The sequence below is a fragment of the Pseudomonas sp. 1176_21 genome (assembly GCF_052850635.1).
Genome location: NZ_VXCV01000002.1, coordinates 283,168 through 302,420 on the forward strand (window position 1 = coordinate 283,168; position 19,253 = coordinate 302,420).

At 63.9% G+C, this 19,253-nt stretch carries 16 protein-coding genes; 5 read left to right on the plus strand and 11 right to left on the minus strand.

Going from position 1 to position 19,253, the window contains the following annotated elements; genetic code table 11:
* Positions 1 to 137: 137 nt before the first annotated feature.
* On the plus strand, positions 138 to 695 hold the full coding sequence (locus tag FW760_RS06290; protein ID WP_229588985.1) for a DUF6436 domain-containing protein: 558 nt from the start codon (positions 138 to 140) through the stop codon (positions 693 to 695).
* Here the strand turns inward: FW760_RS06290 and FW760_RS06295 are convergent.
* A complete protein-coding gene (locus tag FW760_RS06295) occupies positions 692 to 1,240 on the minus strand; it encodes a sugar O-acetyltransferase (protein ID WP_043863432.1) in 549 nt (182 codons plus the stop codon). The two genes, FW760_RS06290 and FW760_RS06295, sit on opposite strands and share 4 nt — an antisense overlap.
* Before the next feature lie 100 nt (positions 1,241 to 1,340).
* Between FW760_RS06295 and FW760_RS06300 the strand changes: the two genes are divergently transcribed.
* The gene (locus tag FW760_RS06300; protein ID WP_446443707.1) at positions 1,341 to 3,713 is read left to right on the plus strand and encodes a penicillin acylase family protein; all 2,373 of its coding nucleotides are present in this window, start codon (positions 1,341 to 1,343) and stop codon (positions 3,711 to 3,713) included.
* 102 nt (positions 3,714 to 3,815) lie between these two features.
* On the opposite strand, the gene FW760_RS06305 is transcribed toward FW760_RS06300, so the two are convergent.
* The 7 genes from FW760_RS06305 to FW760_RS06335 all read right to left on the minus strand — a co-directional run bounded on the left by FW760_RS06305 (position 3,816) and on the right by FW760_RS06335 (position 12,115).
* Positions 3,816 to 4,709, minus strand: coding sequence for an ABC transporter permease subunit (locus FW760_RS06305; RefSeq protein ID WP_043863430.1), 894 nt, complete (start codon positions 4,707 to 4,709; stop codon positions 3,816 to 3,818).
* Entirely contained in the window at positions 4,706 to 5,587 is an 882-nt protein-coding gene (locus FW760_RS06310) for an ABC transporter permease subunit (RefSeq protein WP_173925095.1), read from the minus strand. Before FW760_RS06310 ends, FW760_RS06305 begins: the two co-directional genes overlap by 4 nt.
* Before the next feature lie 35 nt (positions 5,588 to 5,622).
* On the minus strand, positions 5,623 to 6,765 hold the full coding sequence (locus FW760_RS06315) for an ABC transporter ATP-binding protein (RefSeq protein WP_043863428.1): 1,143 nt from the start codon (positions 6,763 to 6,765) through the stop codon (positions 5,623 to 5,625).
* A 58-nt stretch (positions 6,766 to 6,823) separates the two neighbouring features.
* Positions 6,824 to 7,918, minus strand: a complete 1,095-nt coding sequence (locus tag FW760_RS06320; protein WP_043863427.1) for a polyamine ABC transporter substrate-binding protein — start codon at positions 7,916 to 7,918, stop codon at positions 6,824 to 6,826.
* A gap of 164 nt (positions 7,919 to 8,082) precedes the next feature.
* Entirely contained in the window at positions 8,083 to 9,180 is a 1,098-nt protein-coding gene (locus FW760_RS06325; RefSeq protein ID WP_446443708.1) for a polyamine ABC transporter substrate-binding protein, read from the minus strand.
* 169 nt (positions 9,181 to 9,349) lie between these two features.
* Positions 9,350 to 10,708: an aspartate aminotransferase family protein gene (locus FW760_RS06330; protein WP_043863425.1), complete on the minus strand. Its 1,359-nt coding sequence runs from the start codon at positions 10,706 to 10,708 to the stop codon at positions 9,350 to 9,352.
* 48 nt (positions 10,709 to 10,756) lie between these two features.
* Complete coding sequence (locus tag FW760_RS06335; RefSeq protein ID WP_043863424.1) at positions 10,757 to 12,115, minus strand: glutamine synthetase family protein; 1,359 nt, start codon at positions 12,113 to 12,115, stop codon at positions 10,757 to 10,759.
* A gap of 603 nt (positions 12,116 to 12,718) precedes the next feature.
* Between FW760_RS06335 and FW760_RS06340 the strand changes: the two genes are divergently transcribed.
* The gene (locus tag FW760_RS06340; RefSeq protein WP_043863423.1) at positions 12,719 to 14,095 is read left to right on the plus strand and encodes a glutamine synthetase family protein; all 1,377 of its coding nucleotides are present in this window, start codon (positions 12,719 to 12,721) and stop codon (positions 14,093 to 14,095) included.
* Between the two features lie 75 nt (positions 14,096 to 14,170).
* Here the strand turns inward: FW760_RS06340 and argA are convergent, their stop codons facing one another.
* The gene (gene argA, locus FW760_RS06345; RefSeq protein WP_043863422.1) at positions 14,171 to 15,469 is read right to left on the minus strand and encodes an amino-acid N-acetyltransferase; all 1,299 of its coding nucleotides are present in this window, start codon (positions 15,467 to 15,469) and stop codon (positions 14,171 to 14,173) included.
* Positions 15,470 to 15,592: 123 nt separating this feature from the next.
* A complete protein-coding gene (gene argE, locus FW760_RS06350) occupies positions 15,593 to 16,750 on the minus strand; it encodes an acetylornithine deacetylase (RefSeq protein WP_043863421.1) in 1,158 nt (385 codons plus the stop codon).
* A 120-nt stretch (positions 16,751 to 16,870) separates the two neighbouring features.
* Between argE and FW760_RS06355 the strand changes: the two genes are divergently transcribed.
* Complete coding sequence (locus FW760_RS06355; RefSeq protein WP_054915510.1) at positions 16,871 to 18,238, plus strand: CYTH domain-containing protein; 1,368 nt, start codon at positions 16,871 to 16,873, stop codon at positions 18,236 to 18,238.
* 3 nt (positions 18,239 to 18,241) lie between these two features.
* On the opposite strand, the gene FW760_RS06360 is transcribed toward FW760_RS06355, so the two are convergent.
* The gene (locus FW760_RS06360; protein WP_043863419.1) at positions 18,242 to 18,706 is read right to left on the minus strand and encodes an Lrp/AsnC family transcriptional regulator; all 465 of its coding nucleotides are present in this window, start codon (positions 18,704 to 18,706) and stop codon (positions 18,242 to 18,244) included.
* Between the two features lie 126 nt (positions 18,707 to 18,832).
* Here FW760_RS06360 and FW760_RS06365 point away from each other — a divergent pair, with 126 nt between their 5' ends.
* The gene (locus FW760_RS06365) at positions 18,833 to 19,174 is read left to right on the plus strand and encodes a hypothetical protein (protein WP_043863418.1); all 342 of its coding nucleotides are present in this window, start codon (positions 18,833 to 18,835) and stop codon (positions 19,172 to 19,174) included.
* The last annotated feature ends 79 nt before the right edge of the window (positions 19,175 to 19,253 follow it).

A 19,253-nucleotide genomic window follows, 5' to 3' on the forward strand; every position in this document is an offset into this window, starting at 1 on the left:
ATTGACCTGTGATATTCATCTGTTGCGAACGGCGTGGCAAGCTGGGGGACTTTTTTGTTGCCTGTGCCGTCCCCTCGCCCGTAGGCGCCGGCCTTGCCGGCGAAAAGATACACCCCTTTCCGGAAATGGTACCCCCGATGCCCCGCCACCTGCTCACCGGCCTCACCCTGCTCCTCTGCGCCGCCGGCCTGTGGTGGGCCTACGACAGCTTCCAGGGCCGCTACCTGCGCCCCTTCGACAACCACACCGCACTGTTCGCCGGCGACACTCTGCGCCTGCCGGAAGACATCGCCGGCCCCGGCCCCGTCCGCCTGGTGCACTTCTGGGACCCGGCCTGCCCTTGCAACGTCGGCAACCAGCAGCACCTGGCCGAGCTGACCGAGCACTTCGCCGCCCAGGGCGTGGAGTTCTACGTGGTGCAAAAGCCCGGTACCCACGGCCAACTGCCCGCCACCCTCGGCGCGCTCAAGCCACTGGCCGATCTGCCCGGCGCCGAGCACCTGCCGGCAAGCCCTGCGGTAGCGATCTGGGGCCGCAACGGCCAGCTCGCCTACTTCGGCCCCTACAGCGAGGGTGCCACGTGCAATTCGAGCAACAGCTTCATCGAGCCCATTCTGCTGGCCCTCACCCAGGGCCGCAGCGTGAACGCCACCCACACCCTGGCGGTGGGCTGCTATTGCCCCTGGGCCGGCTAGCGTACCCGTGCCGGGTTGCCCATCGCTGTCGCCCCCGCCGGCACATCGCGGGTCACCACTGCGCCCGCGCCGATGATCGCATCATCACCAATGCTCACCCCTGGCAGAATCAGCGCACCGGCACCGATCCACACGTTGCTGCCGATGTTCACCGGGCGCCCGCTCTCCAGCCCCGAACGGCGGATGGCCGGATCGCGCGGATGGTCGGCGGTGAGGATCTGCACACCGGGGCCGATCTGGCAGTCATCGCCGATGTGCACCTGCACCACGTCGAGGATCACGCAGTTGAAGTTGACGAACACGTTGGCGCCCAGCGTGATGTTGTAGCCGTAGTCGCAATGAAACGGCGGCCGGATCACCGCGCCTGCCCCCACTTTGGCGAAGTGCTCGACCAGCAGGGCATGACGCTGCTCGTTGAGCAGTTCGGGGGAATGGTTGTAGCGGTACATCCAGTGCTTGTTGGCGATCTGCTCGGCCTGCAGCTCGGGACAGCCGGCATGATAGAGCTGGCCGGCGAGCATTTTCTGCTTTTCACTGAGGTTCATCGGACCGTGGCTTCCTGGGATGGGTTAAGTTGCAGGGTCTATCCTGTGCCGAACATCTGACCGGCCAGGGCAAGGAACGATCCTCGCACAAGGAGCCCCGATGAAACGCAGCCTTACCCTTCTTGCGGTGCTCATCGCCGCCGTCGCCGGCGGCGGCTACTGGTATGCCCACAGCAAGTTGCCGCAACGCACCGGCGAAGTCACCGTGGCCGGCCTGCAGGCGCCGGTAAGCGTGCGCTACGACCAGCGCGGCGTACCGCACATCCAGGCGCAGAACGAAACCGACCTGTACCGCGCACTGGGCTACGTGCACGCCCAGGACCGCCTGTTCCAGATGGAAATCACCCGGCGCCTGGCCAATGGCGAACTGGCCGAGGTACTGGGCCCCAGGCTGGTGGAGACCGACACCCTGTTCCGCAGCCTGCGCATTGCCGAGCAGGCGCGCAGCATGGTCGCCCGCCAGGACAGGCAATCCCCGGCCTGGCTGGCCCTGCAAGCCTACCTGGAGGGCGTGAACGCCTGGCAGGACTCGCACCCCAGGCCCGTGGAGTTCGATGTGCTGGGCATCACACCGCGCCCGTTCATCGCCGAGGACACCCTGAGCATCGCAGGGTTCATGGCCTACAGCTTCGCCGCCGCGTTTCGTACCGAGCCGCTGCTGACCTACGTGCGCGATCACCTGGGCAAGTACTACCTCAGCGACTTCGACCTGGGTTGGGACCCCGAAGGCGCGGTGCAGACCCCGCCACACCTGGCTGCCGCCGACTGGCGCAGGCTGGGCCGCATCGCCCAGGTCAGCCACCAGGCGCTGGGCGATGCGGGCCTGCCGCAATTCGAGGGCAGCAACGCCTGGGCCGTCAGCGGCAGGCTCACCGCCAGTGGCAAGCCGCTGCTGGCGGGCGACCCGCATATTCGCTTCTCGGTGCCGTCGGTGTGGTACGAGGCCGAACTGTCGGCGCCGGGCTTTCACCTGTACGGCTACCACCAGGCGCTGAACCCGTTCGCCTCGCTGGGACACAACCGCGAGTTCGGCTGGAGCCTGACCATGTTCCAGAACGACGACCTCGACCTGATCGCCGAGCAGGTCAACCCGGACAATCCCGAACAGGTGAAGATCCACGGCCAGTGGCACGACCTCACCTCCACCCAGCAGCAGGTCCGGATCAAGGGGGAAGACCCGCTCACCCTCACCCTGCGCCGCTCGCCGCACGGACCGATCATCAACCCCGCCGTCAGTGGGCATGAAAACGGCACGCCGATCGCGATGTGGTGGGCATTCCTGGAAACCGAGAACCCGATCCTGGAGGCCTTCTACGACATCAACCGCGCCAACACCCTGGACAGGATGCGTGCGGCCGCCGCCAAGATCCACGCCCCCGGCCTCAACCTGGTATGGGCCAACGCACAGGGCGATATCGGCTGGTGGGCGGCAGCGCAGTTGCCGATCCGTCCGGATGGGGTGAACCCGGCGTTCATTCTCGACGGCAGCACGGCCCAGGCCGACAAGCTCGGCTTCTACCCGTTCAGCGCCAACCCGCAGCAGGAGAACCCCGCCGCGGGCTACATCGTCTCGGCCAACTTCCAGCCGGTGTCGCCCACCGGCATGGTCATCCCCGGCTACTACAACCCGCCGGACCGCGGCCGCCAGCTCAACAACAACCTGGCCTCGCCCGGCGTGAAGTGGGACCTGCACAACAGCCAGGCGTTGCAGTTGGACACGGCCACCGCCTATGGCCCGCACCTGCTCACACCGCTGCTGTCGGTGCTGCGCCAGGTGGTCACCGACGTACACGAGCGCGAGCTGGTCGAGCAACTGGCCGCGTGGCGCGGCGACTACCCGGTGGAATCGACCAGCGCCACGCTGTTCAACCAGCTGCTGTACGAATTCGCCCGCGCCGCCACCCATGACGAGCTCGGTGACGAATGGTTCGAGACGCTGCTGTCGACGCGCATGGTGGATACCTTGCTGCCGCGCCTGGCCGCGGACGTGGATTCGCAGTGGTGGGCGCGCAAGGGCAGCAACGCGCACAGTGACCGCGAAACGGTGGTCAAGCTGGCCTGGGACAACACCCTGGCGCACCTGCGCACCACCCTGGGCACGGACCCGGCGAGCTGGCAGTGGGGCAAGGCGCACACGTTGACCCACGGGCACCCGCTGGGTGCGCAGAAGCCGCTGAACCTGCTGTTCAACGTGGGGCCATTCGCGGCGCCGGGCGCGCATGAGGTACCGAACAACCTGTCATCCAGAATCGGCCCGGCACCGTGGCCGGTGACCTACGGGCCATCGACGCGGCGCGTGATCGATTTCGCCGATGCGGGGGCGGCGCTGAGCATCAACCCGCTCGGGCAGAGCGGCGTGGTGTTCGACAGGCACTATGCCGATCAGGCGCAGGACTATATCGACGGCAGGTATCAGCGGGCGCTGATGGGGTTGGCGGGGGAGACCGAGGGGACGTTGCGGCTGGTGCCCTAGGGCTGCTGTGCAGCCCATCGCGGGTCACGCCCGCTCCCACAGGGGTCTGCGGTGCTCGCAAAACCTGTGGGGGCGGGCGTGACCCGCGATGGCTTTTTCAGATCAGGCCGAGACCTGCGCCGCAGTGGCGCGGCGCACGTCCGGCTGCTTCCACGAATCCGCGGCGCTTTCTTCGATGGCTTGCTGGATCGCGCGCTTGCGGCGCTCTTCGGCACGGCGGCTGAAGTACCAGACCATGAAGGTCACCAGCGACACGCTGAGCAGGATCAGGCTGGCCACCGCGTTGATCTCCGGCTTCACGCCCAAGCGCACCGCCGAGAACACTTCCATCGGCAAGGTGGTCGAACCCGGCCCGGACACGAAGCTGGCCAGCACCAGGTCGTCCAGCGACAGTGCGAACGACATCATGCCGCCCGCCGCCAGCGACGGCGCGATCATCGGGATGGTGATCAGGAAGAACACCTTCCACGGCCGCGCGCCCAGGTCCATGGCCGCCTCTTCGATGGACAGGTCCAGCTCGCGCAGGCGGGCCGACACCACCACCGCCACATAGGCGGCGCAGAACGTGGTGTGAGCGATCCAGATGGTGACGATGCCGCGCTCCTGCGGCCAGCCGATCATCTGCGCCATGGCCACGAACAGCAGCAACAGCGACAGACCGGTGATCACCTCAGGCATTACCAGCGGTGCGGTGACCAGGCCACCGAACAGCGTGCGCCCCTTGAAGCGGGTCACACGGGTCAGTACGAACGCCGCCAGGGTACCCAGCGCCACCGCGGCCACCGCGGTGTAGCAGGCGATCTCCAGCGAGCGCATCACCGAGCCCATCAGCTGGGTGTTGTCGAGCAGGCCCACGTACCACTTCACCGACCAGCCCCCCCACACCGTCACCAGCTTGGAGGCGTTGAACGAGTAGATCACCAGGATCAGCATGGGCAGGTAGATGAACAGCAGGCCTACCACCAACATCAGCTTGGAGAAACTGAAACGCTTCATGCCCTGCCCTCCATCTCTTTGGCCTGGCTGCGGTTGAACAGCAGGATGGGCACGATCAGGATTGCCAGCATCACCACCGCCAGGGCGGATGCCACCGGCCAGTCACGGTTGTTGAAGAATTCCTGCCACAGCACCTTGCCGATCATCAGGGTTTCCGGGCCGCCCAGCAGCTCGGGGATCACGAACTCGCCCACCACCGGGATGAACACCAGCATGCAGCCGGCCACGATGCCGTTCTTGGACAGCGGCACGGTGATTTTCCAGAAGCTGTTGAAGGTGCTCGAACCCAGGTCGGACGCCGCTTCCAGCAGGCTCTGGTCGTGTTTGACCAAGTTGGCGTAGAGCGGCAGGATCATGAACGGCAGGTACGAATAGACCACGCCGATATACACCGCCAGGTTGGTGTTGAGGATCTGCAGCGGCTGATCGATCAGCCCCAGCCACATCAGGAAGGCATTGAGCAGCCCGTTGTTGCTGAGGATGCCCATCCACGCATACACGCGGATCAGGATCGCCGTCCAGGTCGGCATCATGATCAGCAGCAGCAACACGGTCTGCATTTCCTTGCGCGCGTTGGCGATGGCGTAGGCCATCGGGTAGCCGATCGCCAGGCACAGGATCGTGCTGATCAGGGCCATCTTCAACGAGCCCAGGTAGGCCGCGATGTACAGCTCGTCCTCGGTCAACAGGCCATAGTTGGCCAGGTTGAGTACCAGCTGAACCTTGTCTTCGAGGTAGGTGAAGATCTCGGTGTACGGCGGGATCGCCACGTCGGCTTCGGCAAAGCTGATCTTCAGCACGATGAAGAACGGCAGCATGAAGAACAGGAACAGCCACAGGAACGGCACCCCGATCACCAGGTGACGCCCTTCGGGTATCAATCGCTGAAACGCTCGCTTGAGCTTGCGCGCTGTCATGACCGCAGGACCACGCCGCTGTCGTCTTCCCACCACACGTAGACCTGGTCATCCCAGGTCGGCCGGGTGCCCTGGCGCTCGGCGTTGGCGACGAACGACTGCACGATCTTGCCGCCTGGCAGCTCCACGTAGAACACCGAATGGCCACCCAGGTAGGCGATGTCATGCACCTTGCCGTGGGACCAGTTGAACTCGAAGCTCGGCTGCTCGGTGGTCACCAGCAGTTTTTCCGGACGCAGCGCATAGGTGATGCGCTTGTCTTCGACCGAGGTGGTCACACCGTGGCCCACGTAGATCTTGCGCTCGAGCTCGGGGCTGGCGATCAGCGCGTGGCCCTCGGCGTCCTCGACCACTTCGCCTTCGAACAGGTTGACGTTGCCGATGAACTCGCACACCAGGCGGCTGGTGGGGGTTTCGTAGATATCGATGGGGCTGCCGATCTGGGCAATCCAGCCCAGGTGCATGATCGCGATGCGCTGGGCCATGGTCATGGCCTCTTCCTGGTCGTGGGTCACCATCACGCAGGTCACGCCCACGCGCTCGATGATCTCCACCAGTTCCAGCTGCATCTGCGAACGCAGTTTCTTGTCCAGCGCGCCCATCGGCTCGTCGAGCAGCAGCAGCTTGGGCCGCTTGGCCAGCGAACGGGCCAGGGCCACACGCTGGCGCTGGCCACCGGAGAGCTGGTGCGGCTTGCGCTTGGCGTACTGGGTCATGTGCACCAGCTTGAGCATCTCGGCCACTCGCGCCTCGATCTCGTCCTTGCTCATGCGGTCCTGCTTGAGGCCGAAGGCGATGTTGTCGGCCACGCTCATGTGCGGGAACAGCGCGTAGGACTGGAACATCATGTTGATCGGCCGCTCGTAGGGCGGCATATCGGTGATGTCCACGCCATCGAGGAAGATCCGCCCTTCGGTCGGGCGCTCGAACCCTGCCAGCATGCGCAGCAAGGTGGACTTGCCCGAGCCGGAGCCACCGAGCAGCGCGAAGATCTCGCCCTTCTTGATCTCCAGGGACACATCGTCCACCGCTACGGTTTCGTCGAACTTCTTTGTAACCCGGTCGATCTTGACCAGCACCTGTTTAGGTTGCTGATCGCCTTCTAGGGCTTTCTTATAGGCACCGGAGGCAACTGCCATGTGTGAAACTCCCAACAAGATTTTGGTGCCCGCCCCTGCCGTGACGGGCCCTGGATAGTTACTTGCCCGACTTGATCTTGGTCCAGCTTCGGGTCATCAAACGTTGCACTTTGGGGGGTAACTCTGAGTTGACGTACAGCTTGTCCAGCACCTCTTGCGGTGGGTAAACCGCTGCGTCGGTTCGCACGCTCTGGTCCATGAGTTCGCCAGCCTTGGGGTTCGGGTTGGCGTAACCGACGTAATCGCTGACCTGGGCGATGACCTCAGGCTTGAGCAGATAGTTGATGAAGGCGTGGGCCTCTTTGACGTTCTTGGCGTCCTTGGGAATCGCCAGCATGTCGAACCAGAGGTTGCCGCCTTCCTTGGGGATCGCGTAGGCGATTTCCACGCCCTTGCCCGCCTCTTCGGCGCGGGACTTGGCCTGGAACACGTCGCCGGAGAAGCCGGCGGCCACGCAGATGTCGCCGTTGGCCAGGTCCGAGATGTACTTGGACGAGTGGAAGTAGGTCACGTAGGGACGTATGGCCAGCAGCTTCTTCTCGGCGTCGGCGTAGTCCTTGGGGTTGGTGCTGTTGGGGTCGCGGCCCATGTAGTTGAGCACCGCCGGCAGCATCTCGTCGGCCGAGTCGAGGAACGCCACGCCGCACTTGGAGAGTTTCTTGATGTTTTCCGGCTCGAACAGCACGGCCCATGAATCGATGGTGTCGGTGCCCAGCGCGGCCTTGACCTTCTCGACGTTGTAGCCGATGCCATTGGTGCCCCACAGGTAGGGGACCGCGTACTGGTTGCCCGGGTCGTTCTTCTCCAGGCGCTTCATCAGGGCCGGGTCGAGATTGGAATAGTTGGGCAGCAGCGTCTTGTCGAGCTTCTGGAACGCGCCCGCCTTGATCTGCTTGCCGAGGAAATGGTTGGACGGCACCACCACGTCATAGCCGGTGCGACCGGCCAGCAGCTTGCCTTCCAGGGTTTCGTTGGAATCGAAGACGTCCTGCACCGGCTTGATGCCGGTCTCCTTTTCGAAGTCCGCAAGGGTGGTCTGGCCGATGTAGTCCGACCAGTTGTAGATATGCACCGTGGGCGCCGCCTGGACACTGATCGCCAGCGTCAGGCTCGCTGTGGCTAGGACGGCCTTGCGAAAATGTGAAGTAGACAAGTGGGAGGTCCTCTACAAAAGTGCCCGAGTCGTTTGGCAGATACGCCTGCGGTACCGGCAAACCGGCGCGCAACTTACCTTCGATACACCCATCGAGCAAAAAGAATTTGCCCTCGAGCCCCGTTCAGGCACTGTTTTTCAGTGCCTGACGGGAAAAACCGGATTTATTTGCCCGATTTGATCTTGGTCCAGCTGCGGGTGATCAGGCGCAGGGTGCCTGCATCCAGGTCGCTGATCGCGTACAGGTGCTTCTTCACTTCATCCGACGGGTAGATGCTCGGGTCGCCGGAGATGTCCTTGTCCACCAGAGCGGTGGCTGCCTTGTTGCCGTTCGGGAAGCGCACGGCGTTGGTGATCTCGGCCATGACTTCCGGCTGCATCAGGAAGTCCATGAACTTGTAGGCTGCTTCGACATTGGTGGCGTCCTTGGGAATCGCGACCATGTCATAGAAGGTGCCGGCGCCTTCTTTCGGAATGCTGTAGGCCAGCTTGACCTTGTCGCCCGCTTCGTGGGCACGGGCCTTGGACTGCTCCAGGTCACCCGAGTAACCCACGGCCACGCAGATGTTGCCGTTGGCCAGGTCCGAGATGTACTTGGAGGAATGGAAGTACGCCACCGATGGGCGAATGCTCAGGAACAGGTCTTCGGCGGCCTTCAGGTCTGCCTTGTCCTTGCTGTTGGTCGGCTTGCCCAGGTAATGCAGGGCCGCCGGGATCATTTCGGTCGGTGCGTCGAGGAAACTCACGCCGCAGCTCTTGAGCTTGGCGATGTTTTCCGGCTTGAACACCACGTCCCACGAGTCGATCTTGTCGACGCCCAGCGCGGCCTTGACCTTCTCGGGGTTGTAGCCGATGCCGATGCTGCCCCACATGTACGGGAAGGCATGCTTGTTGCCCTGGTCACTGGCATCGCCCACGGCCTTGAGCAGGTCTTCGTCGAGGTTCTTCCAGTTCGGCAGCTTGGACTTGTCCAGCTCCTGGTACACACCGGCCTTGATCTGCTTGGCCAGGAAGTTGTTGGACGGTACCACCACGTCGTAGCCCGACTTGCCGGCCAGCAGCTTGGCTTCCAGGGTTTCGTTGCTGTCGAACACGTCGTAGACCACCTTGATGCCCGACTGCTTCTCGAACTTGGCGATGGTGTCCGGCGCAATGTAGTCGGACCAGTTGTAGACGTGCAGCACCTTGTCGTCCGCCTGAACAGCACCGGCCATCAACCCCGCGATGGTAGCGGCCAACAGCGTCTTGCCCATTTTCTTCATGCGTAATGCTCCAGAATTTTTTATAGAAACCATCTGTTCAGCGACCGACTCGTTCGGCGCAAGCGCTGGGCGACTGAAACAGTCGCTAGTCTGGCAAGATCCACGGCGCGGTTTCAACCAGAGTGCGCCGCAGATCGCCATTCAACCCAAGGCTGAGCCTAGCACCTGCTCACTTCAACGCTTCGAGCGTCAGGTCCAGGCATTTGCGTGCCTTTTCCACCAGCTCGTCGATCTCCTCGCAGGTGATGACCAGCGGCGGCGCGATGATCATGGTGTCGCCCACGGCGCGCATGATCAGCCCGTTGTCGAAGCAGAACTGGCGGCAGATCATGCCCACGCCCTTGCCCTCGTAACGGGTGCGGGTCGCCTTGTCCTTGACCAGCTCGATCGCGCCGAGCATGCCCAGGCCACGGACCTCGCCCACCAGCGGATGATCGTTCAGCTCACGCAGACGTTTCTGCAAATACGGTGCCGTTTCTGCCTGAACGCGCTCGATGATTTTCTCGTCGCGCAGGATCCGCAGGTTTTCCAGGGCCACCGCTGCCGCCACCGGGTGGCCGCTGTAGGTGAAGCCGTGGTTGAAGTCGCCGCCTTCGCTGAGCACGGCCGCCACTTCGTCACGCACGATCACGCCGCCCATGGGGATGTAGCCCGAAGTCAGGCCCTTGGCGATGGTCATCAGGTCGGGCTTGAGGCCGTAGTAGTCGGTACCGAACCACTGGCCGGTACGACCGAAACCGCAGATCACCTCATCGGCAATGAACAGGATTTCGTACTTGGCGAGGATTTCCTTGATCTTCGGCCAGTAGGTTTCTGGTGGGATGATCACCCCGCCAGCACCCTGGATCGGCTCGGCGATAAAGGCGGCCACGTTGTCTTCGCCGACTTCGAGGATCTTCTTCTCCAGTTGCTCGGCGGCCCATACGCCGAACGCGTCCGGGGTCATGTCGCCGCCTTCGCCGAACCAGTACGGCTGCGCAATATGCACGATGCCCGGCAGCGTACCGCCCTGCTCGTGCATGCCGCTCATGCCGCCCAGGGCAGCGCCGGCCACGGTGGAGCCGTGATAGCCGTTGACCCGACCGATGATCACCTGCTTCTGCGGCTTGCCCTTGAGCGCCCAGTAATGGCGGACCATGCGCAGGTTGGTGTCGTTGCCTTCGGAGCCGGAGCCGGTGAAGAACACATGGCTCATGCCCGCAGGGGCCACCTCGGTGATCGCCCGGGCCAGCTCCAGCGCCGGCGGGTGGGCGGTCTGGAAGAACAGGTTGTAGTACGGCAGCTCGCGCATCTGGCTGGCTGCCGCCTCGGCCAGTTCTTCACGGCCGTAGCCGACGGCCACGCACCACAGCCCGGCCATGCCGTCGAGGATCTTGTTGCCCTCGCTGTCCCACAGGTGCACGCCCTTGGCCTTGGTGATGATCCGCGGGCCTTTTTCCTTCAGCTGCTTGTAGTCGCTGAACGGCGCCAGGTGATGATCACGACTCAGGTCTTGCCACTCGCGGGTTTGCGGGTTCTTGACGCTCATGTGCTTCTCCGATGACTGACGGCCGCGCTCCTGCGGCCCCGGGGTTTATCAGACCGCGAACAGCAGGAACTCGCGTTCCCAGGAGCTGATCACGCGTTTGAAATTTTCATGCTCGGCGCGTTTGGTGGCGACGTAGCCTGCGATGAATTTCTTGCCCAGGTACGGCTCCAGCGCGCTGCAGTTCTCCATGCGTTCAAGGGCGTCCTCGATGGTCAGCGGCAGGCGCAGGTTGCGCCGCTCGTAACCGCGGCCCTTGACCGGCGCGCTGGGGTTGATGCCTTCGACCATGCCGATGTAGCCGCACAACAGGCTGGCGGCAATCGCCAGGTAAGGGTTGGCGTCGGCGCCGGGCAGGCGGTTTTCCACACGACGGTTCTGCGGGCCGGCATCCGGCACGCGCAGGCCCACGGTGCGGTTCTCCTCGCCCCACTCCACGTTCACCGGCGCCGAGGTGTCGGGCAGGAAGCGGCGGAACGAGTTGACGTTGGGGGCAAACAGCGGCAGCACCGACGGGATGAACTTCTGCAGGCCACCGACGTGGTGCAGGAACAGCTGGCTCATGCTGCCGTCTTCGTTGGAGAAGATGTTCTTGCCGGTGTTCACGTCGATGATGCTCTGGTGCAGGTGCATCGCACTGCCCGGCTCGCCGGTCATGGGCTTGGCCATGAAGGTGGCGGCGACGTTGTGCTTGAGCGCGGCCTCGCGCATGGTGCGCTTGAACACCAGAATCTGGTCGGCCAGCGACAGCGCGTTGCCGTGACGGAAGTTGATTTCCATCTGCGCGGTGCCGTCCTCGTGGATCAGCGTGTCCAGGTCCAGGTGCTGCAGTTCGCACCAGTCGTAGACGTCCTCGAACAGCGGGTCGAATTCGTTGGCGGCCTCGATGGAGAACGACTGGCGACCGGTTTCGGGGCGACCGGAGCGACCGATGGGCGGCTGCAGCGGGAAGTCCGGGTCCTCGCAGCGCTTGGTCAGGTAGAACTCCATCTCCGGCGCCACGATCGGCTGCCAGCCTTTGTCGGCGTAGAGCTTCAAGACCTTCTTGAGCACGTTGCGCGGCGACAGCTCGACCGGGTTGCCCTGCTTGTCGTAGGTGTCGTGGATCACCTGCGCGGTGGGCTCGATGGCCCATGGCACCAGGAATACCGCGTTCTCGTCGGGGCGACAGATCATGTCGATGTCGGCCGGATCGAGCAGCTCGTAATAGATGTCATCGTCGACGTAGTCGCCGGTCACCGTCTGCAACAGCACACTTTCGGGCAGGCGCATGCCCTTTTCGGCAATGAACTTGTTGGTAGGGGAGATCTTGCCGCGCGTGATACCGGTGAGGTCGCTGATCAGACACTCGACTTCGGTGATCTTGTGCTCTTTCAACCAATCGGTGAGCTGGTCGAGGTTGTTACTCATAAATACCTCAGGAGGTAAATGTCTGGACTGACGTCAGGACGCCCAGGCTGGGCCGTCCTGCTCATTCTGGATGCCGCACGACGCTAAAGCAAAGCACCTGCCACGGGGCGAACGCGCAGGGCAATACCCGCTGGGCCGCCTGGCCGGCTATAGTGGTGGCAGTCGATTACAGAAGAGGGTGCGATACCGGGCATGCAGCCCAGGCCGTCAATTATTGCGGCCAGGTGGCGGCGCACGGCCACGCGGTATCTGCCGTGGGTGCGGCGGGCGTGCAGACCGATCCGCGCGGTGCGGCCGGTGACGCCGATTGTCGGCTGGCGAGACATGTAACCCCCGGTATTATTGCTGTTATGGGTTGCAACCGAGCTTAGCCTTGTTCATTTTTTTACACAACACCCCTGTAAAAAATAGAATACGGCCCGCTCAAAGTCGCTGCCTCGCTACCAAAGCAGGCCTTGTCGACGCCCTCATTTGCAGCAAAAATGCCGCTTCAGCGCCGTTTTAGGGCATGATGGGGCTGGCTTGACTTCAGCAGGGCTTTCGCGTTGACTGAACCTGCAAGCCCCCATTGATTGATATTTTTAACAACAAAGGTGTTGCATCATGTCGGTACCCCCGCGTGCCGTTCAGCTTAACGAAGCGAACGCGTTCCTTAAGGAACATCCTGAGGTTCTCTACGTTGACCTTCTGATTGCAGATATGAATGGTGTGGTGCGTGGCAAGCGCATCGAACGCACGAGCCTGCACAAGGTTTACGAGAAAGGCATCAACCTGCCGGCCTCCCTCTTCGCCCTGGACATCAACGGTTCCACCGTCGAAAGCACCGGCCTGGGCCTGGACATCGGCGATGCCGACCGTATCTGCTATCCCATCCCCGGCACCCTCTCCAACGAGCCCTGGCAGAAGCGCCCTACCGCGCAGCTGCTGATGACCATGCACGAGCTCGAGGGCGAGCCGTTCTTCGCCGACCCGCGTGAAGTGCTGCGCCAGGTGGTGAGCAAGTTCGACGACCTGGGCCTGACCATCTGCGCCGCGTTCGAGCTGGAGTTCTACCTGATCGACCAGGAGAACGTGAACGGCCGTCCACAGCCGCCGCGCTCGCCGATCTCGGGCAAGCGTCCGATCTCCACCCAGGTGTACCTGATCGACGACCTCGACGAGTACGTCGACTGCCTGCAGGACATTCTGGAAGGTGCCAAGGAACAAGGCATCCCGGCTGACGCCATCGTCAAGGAAAGTGCCCCGGCGCAGTTCGAAGTGAACCTGCACCACGTGGCCGACCCGATCAAGGCCTGCGACTACGCGGTACTGCTCAAGCGTCTGATCAAGAACATCGCCTACGACCATGAGATGGACACCACCTTCATGGCCAAGCCGTACCCTGGCCAGGCGGGCAATGGTCTGCACGTGCATATCTCGGTGCTGGACAAGGATGGCAAGAATATCTTTACCAGCGAGGATCCCGAGCAGAACGCCGCATTGCGTCACGCGATCGGCGGTGTGCTCGAGACCCTGCCGGCGTCGATGGCGTTCCTGTGCCCGAACGTCAACTCGTACCGCCGTTTTGGTGCCCAGTTCTACGTGCCCAACTCCCCGACCTGGGGCCTGGACAACCGTACCGTGGCCTTGCGCGTACCGACCGGCACGCCGGACGCCGTGCGCCTGGAGCACCGTGTGGCCGGTGCCGACGCCAACCCGTACCTGCTGATGGCAGCCGTACTGGCGGGCGTGCACCACGGTCTGACCAACAAGGTCGAACCGGGCCCGGCGATGGTGGGCAACTCCTACGAGCAGAACGAGCAGAGCCTGCCGAACAACCTGCGTGATGCACTGCGCGAGCTGGACGACAGCGAGATCATGGCCAAGTACATCGATCCGAAGTACATCGATATCTTCGTGGCCTGCAAAGAAAGCGAGCTGGAGGAGTTCGAACACTCCATCTCCGACCTTGAGTACAACTGGTACCTGCACACCGTGTAAGGTCCATTCGCCGGCAAGGCCGGCTCCTACAGGGTCGATGTGACCGTGTAGGAGCCGGCCTTGCCGGCGAAGCCCTTAAAGCGCCTTCTCGAAGATCTTCGAATTGCGCTGGTAGTTGTACAGCGAAGCCCGCGCCGCAGGCAGCCGCTCCACCTCGCTGGGCACGAAGCCGCGTTCGCGGAACCAGTGCGCCGTGCGCGTCGTCAGCACGAACAAGGTCTTCAAGCCCATCTCCCGCGCCCGCGTCTCGATGCGCTCCAGCAACTCGTCGCCACGCCCGCCATGCCGGTATTCCGGATTCACCGCCAGGCACGCCAACTCGCCCGCCTCCGAATCGGCGATCGGGTACAGCGCCGCGCAGGCAATGATCATCCCCTCGCGCTCCACCACACTGAACTGCTCGATCTCGCGCTCCAGCACCTCGCGCGAACGCCGCACCAGGATGCCCTGCTCTTCCAGCGGGCTGATCAGGTCCAGCAGGCCGCCGACATCCTCGATGGCCGCCTCGCGCACCTTCTCGAACTGTTCCTGAGCCACCAGCGTGCCGCCACCGTCACGGGTGAACAGCTCGGTGAGCAGCGCACCGTCCTCGGCATAGCTGACGATGTGGCTGCGCGCCACACCGCCACGGCAGGCTTCGGCGGCCGCGTCCAGCAACTCGCCCTGATAGTCCGAGCCCAGGCGCTGCAGATGCGCCGGCACCTGCTGCGGGCGCAGCTCACGCACCAGCCTGCCGCTCTCATCCATCAGCCCGCGCTCGGCGCCGAACAGCAGCAGCTTGTCGGCCCCCAGCTCGATGGCCGCACGGGTGGCGACGTCTTCGCAGGCCAGGTTGAAGATCTCGCCGGTGGGCGAATAGCCCAGCGGCGACAGCAGCACGATGGAGCGCTCGTCGAGCAGGCGATTGATGCCCTTGCGATCGACCCGGCGCACTTCGCCGGTGTGGTGATAATCGACGCCTTCGAGCACGCCGATGGGGCGCGCCGTGACCAGGTTGCCGGCGGCCACGCGCAGGCGCGAACCCTGCATCGGCGACGCGGCCATGTCCATCGACAGGCGCGCCTCGATGGCGATGCGCAGGTGGCCGACCGCGTCGATCACGCATTCCAGGGTGGCCGCATCGGTGATGCGCAGGCCGTGATGGTAGTGCGCGCTCAGGCCGCGGGCGGCCAGGCGGCTTTCGATCTGCGGGCGCGAACCGTGCACCAGCACCAGACGCACGCCCAGGCTGTGCAGCAGCACCAGGTCGTGGACGATATTGCCGAAGTTGGGGTGCTCGACCCCGTCACCGGGCAGCATGACCACGAAGGTGCAGTCGCGGTGGGCATTGATGTAAGGCGAAGCATGACGCAGCCAATTGACGTATTCGGGCATAACCAGAGCCTGTAGAAACCTGTGGAAAAAGGACAAGAACGGAAAAGCACACAGCGCTCGAAGGGTTATCGTCGCAACAGGTCTGGCGTCACGCGCATTCTCCTTGGGTAAAAACGGTTGAAATCAGCGGGCAATTACCGGGTTGAGGCAATAATGCCCGATCAACTCACGCAATAGACGCACGGTAGGCTCCAGGCGTGACATTTCGAGGTACTCGCCCGGCTGGTGGGCACAGCTGATGTCGCCGGGGCCCAGCACCAGGGTTTCGCAGCCCAGACGTTGAAGATAAGGCGCCTCGGTACCAAAGGCCACCGCCTCGGCCGTATGCCCGGTAAGACGCTCGGCCACGCGCACCAGTTCGGCGTCGGCGGCCTGCTCGAACGGCGGCACCTCGGGAAACAGCGGCGCGTAGTCGATCTTGACCTGGTGCTGTTCGGCCAGCGGCGCCAGCTTGCTGCGGATCGCCGCACGCAGCACTTCCGGGTCCATCCCCGGCAGTGGGCGCAGGTCGAATTCCAGGGCGCACTGCCCGCAGATACGGTTGGGGTTGTCGCCACCGTGGATGCAGCCGAAGTTCATGGTCGGCTGCGGCACGCTGAACTGGGCGTTGCTGTACTGCTGCTGCCATTGCCGGCGCAGGCCCATCAGCTCGCCCATCACCGCATGCATAGCCTCCGAGGCGCTGTGGCCCAGGCTCGGGTCGGACGAATGACCGCTGCGCCCGAGGATATCGATGCGCTCCATCATCACCCCCTTGTGCAGGCGGATCGGGCGCAGCCCGGTCGGCTCGCCGATCACCGCTGCACGGCCCAGCGGGCGGCCGGCATCGGCCAGGGCGCGGGCGCCGGACATCGAACTTTCCTCGTCGCAGGTGGCCAGGATCAGCAACGGCTGCCTGAACGGCTGCTCGAGCAGCGGGCGTACCGCTTCGATCACCAGGGCGAAGAAGCCCTTCATGTCGCAACTGCCAAGGCCCACCCAGCGCCCGTCAACCTCGGTCAGCTTGAGCGGATCGGTCTGCCACAGCTGCGGGTCATAGGGCACCGTGTCGCTGTGCCCGGCCAGCACCAGGCCGCCGGGGCCGCTGCCGTAGCTGGCCAGCAGGTTGAACTTGCCCGGCGTAACCTCCTGCAGCTCGCAGGCAAAACCCAGGTCACCCAGCCAGGTGGCCAGCAGGTCGATCACCGCGCGGTTGGACTGGTCCAGGCTCGGCTGTGTGCAACTGACCGACGGCGTGGCGATCAGGGCGGCGAACTGGTCTTTGAGCGGCGGCAAAGGCATGCGCATTCTCCTCGGTACGAGGCCCATCATAGGGCTATCGGGCACCTGGAATAAACCGTCAGCGGCCGACTCCTGTACACTGCACGGCCAAGACGCACCCAGTCATCGAGCCTGCCAGCAATGAACAAAGAAACCGAACTCAAACTGCGGGTCAGCCGCGAGACCCTCGCTGCCCTGCGCGAACACCCGTTGCTGAAGAAGCGCAACAAGTCCGGCTGGCAGCAGCGCGAGCTGCTCAATCAATATTTCGATACCCCAGAACGCGACCTGGCCGCGGCCAAGGTGGCCCTGCGCCTGCGCCGTGACGGCGACGTGGTGATCCAGACCCTCAAGGCCCGTGGCCACAGCACCGCCGGGCTGTCGGTACGCAACGAGCACGAATGGCAGCTGCCCAAGGCCAAGCTCGACCTCAAGAAGCTCGACGAGCAGGTATGGCCGGCCGAGCTGGCCGACCTGGACAAGAAAACCATCAAGCCGCTGTTCAGCACCGACTTCACCCGCGAGTACGCCGAAATCGCCTGGGGCCGTGGCAAGGCCAAGGTGGTCATCGAGGCTGCGCTGGACCTGGGCCATGTAGTGGCCGGCAAGCAGAAGGAAGCCATCTGCGAGCTTGAGCTGGAACTGCGTGAAGGCGACCCGGCCGCACTGCTGGAACTGGCCGCCGAGCTGGCCGCCAGCCTGCCGCTGATGCCGTGCGACATCAGCAAGGCCGAACGCGGCTACCGCCTGCTCGACCCCTCGAGCTTCGCCGTGAGCCTGCCGCCTGCTGAACTGAACGCCGAGATGCCGCTGGACGATGCCTTCGCGGCACTGGCCTGGCACCTGCTGGGCAGCAGCCAGCGCCTGGCCGAGCAGTACCTGTTCAACGGACACTGGCGCCTGCTGCAGGACTGGGTCCAGAGCCTGGCCGAACTGCGCGCCCTGCTCGGCAGCCTGGGCCAGGCCGCGCCACGCCCGACCACCAGCGCCCTGCGTGCCAGCCTCGACGCCCTGCTCGAGGACTGGCGCCCGCTGGTGCTGGCCGGCAACGACGACGAAGACGTGCGCCGCGCGGCGCCCGAGCAGTTCGCCGAAGAACTGCTCGACACTCGCTGGGGCCAGTTCTCGCTGGACACCTCGCGCTGGCTGCTGGCCCGTGGCTGGACCGTCGAGCGCAACAAGCGTGGTGACCGCCAGGGCGCTGCGCAACTGGGCAACTGGCTCAAGGTGCTGCTGTCGGACGAAGCCAACGCGCTGCAACTGCCGCTGTACCACCGCCAGCCTGAAGACCTGGCCGAACAGCTGCCGCGCATCGAGCGCCTGCTGGCCTGGCTGCACCATGCCCGCCAGGTGCTGGAAAGCCCCGACCTGGACCGCCTGTTCGGCGAGCTGAACAAGCTGCACGAACTGGCCAGCCTGCCAATCAGCGACGACGTGCTCGAAGCCCGTGTGCATCAGGCCATGGCGGTGTTCCAGAGCCGCGGCTGGAAGCACCTGCTGCGCAAGTGACGGCTACACCGGCAAGCTGGTCGTGGACTTGATTTCGGACAAGGCCACGATCGAGTTGACCTCCTGGATCCCCGGCACCATCGACAGCTTTTCGAAGAAGAACCGTTCGTAGGCTTCGATGTCCGGGGTGACGATGCGCAGCAGGAAGTCCACTGCGCCCATCAGCACATAGCATTCCAGCACCTCGGGAAACTCGCGGATCGCCTCGGTGAATTCGGCGAAGTTGGTCCGCCCGTGGGCGTTGAGTTTGACCTCGGCGAAAATCTGCGTGTTCAGGCCGATCTTCTTGCGATCGAGCAGGGTCACCTGCCCGCGAATCACCCCCTCCTCCTTGAGCCGCTGGATCCTCCGCCAGCACGGCGACTGCGACAGGCCGACCCGTTCGGCAATCTGTGCGCTGGACAGCGACGCATCCTCCTGCAGCAGAGCCAGGATACGTCGGTCGTAGGCGTCCAGTTGGCTTTGCATGTTTTATCCCCTCAAGGCGCCATTAATGAATTGAACAATGCGCAGATTACGCAGATCGCTCGATCATAGAGAAAAAATACCCGGTTGAAGATGTAAAAATTCCTCCATCGAAACCGGAGATTTCCCATGAGCGCCCACGAACGGCTGGACAGCCCCGTCACCCCGCTGCGCAGCGATGTCTGGGCCGCCAATGCTGCGCACAGCAGCGTGCGCTACAGCCTGCAGGTGGAAGCCGAGCCGGACAGCCTGTGCCGCGTGCTCAACCTGTTTGCCCTGCAGTTCCTTACCCCGCACCAGGTACAGATGCAGCAGCAGGACGACCTGTTGAACCTGGAGATCGGCGTAGCCGGCCTGAGCTGGCACCGCGCCGAACTGATTGCACAGAAAATGCGCAACCTGATCTGTGTCGCCCAGGTCAGCGTCGAACCTCTGGCGGCCTCGCGCATGCCATTGCAGCAGGCACGCTGAACAGAAAAATCCGGCAACCCTTGCGACAGGCCCTGTGGTCCGCTGGCAGCTAGCCTTGGCTGGCCGTCCGACCTTCGCA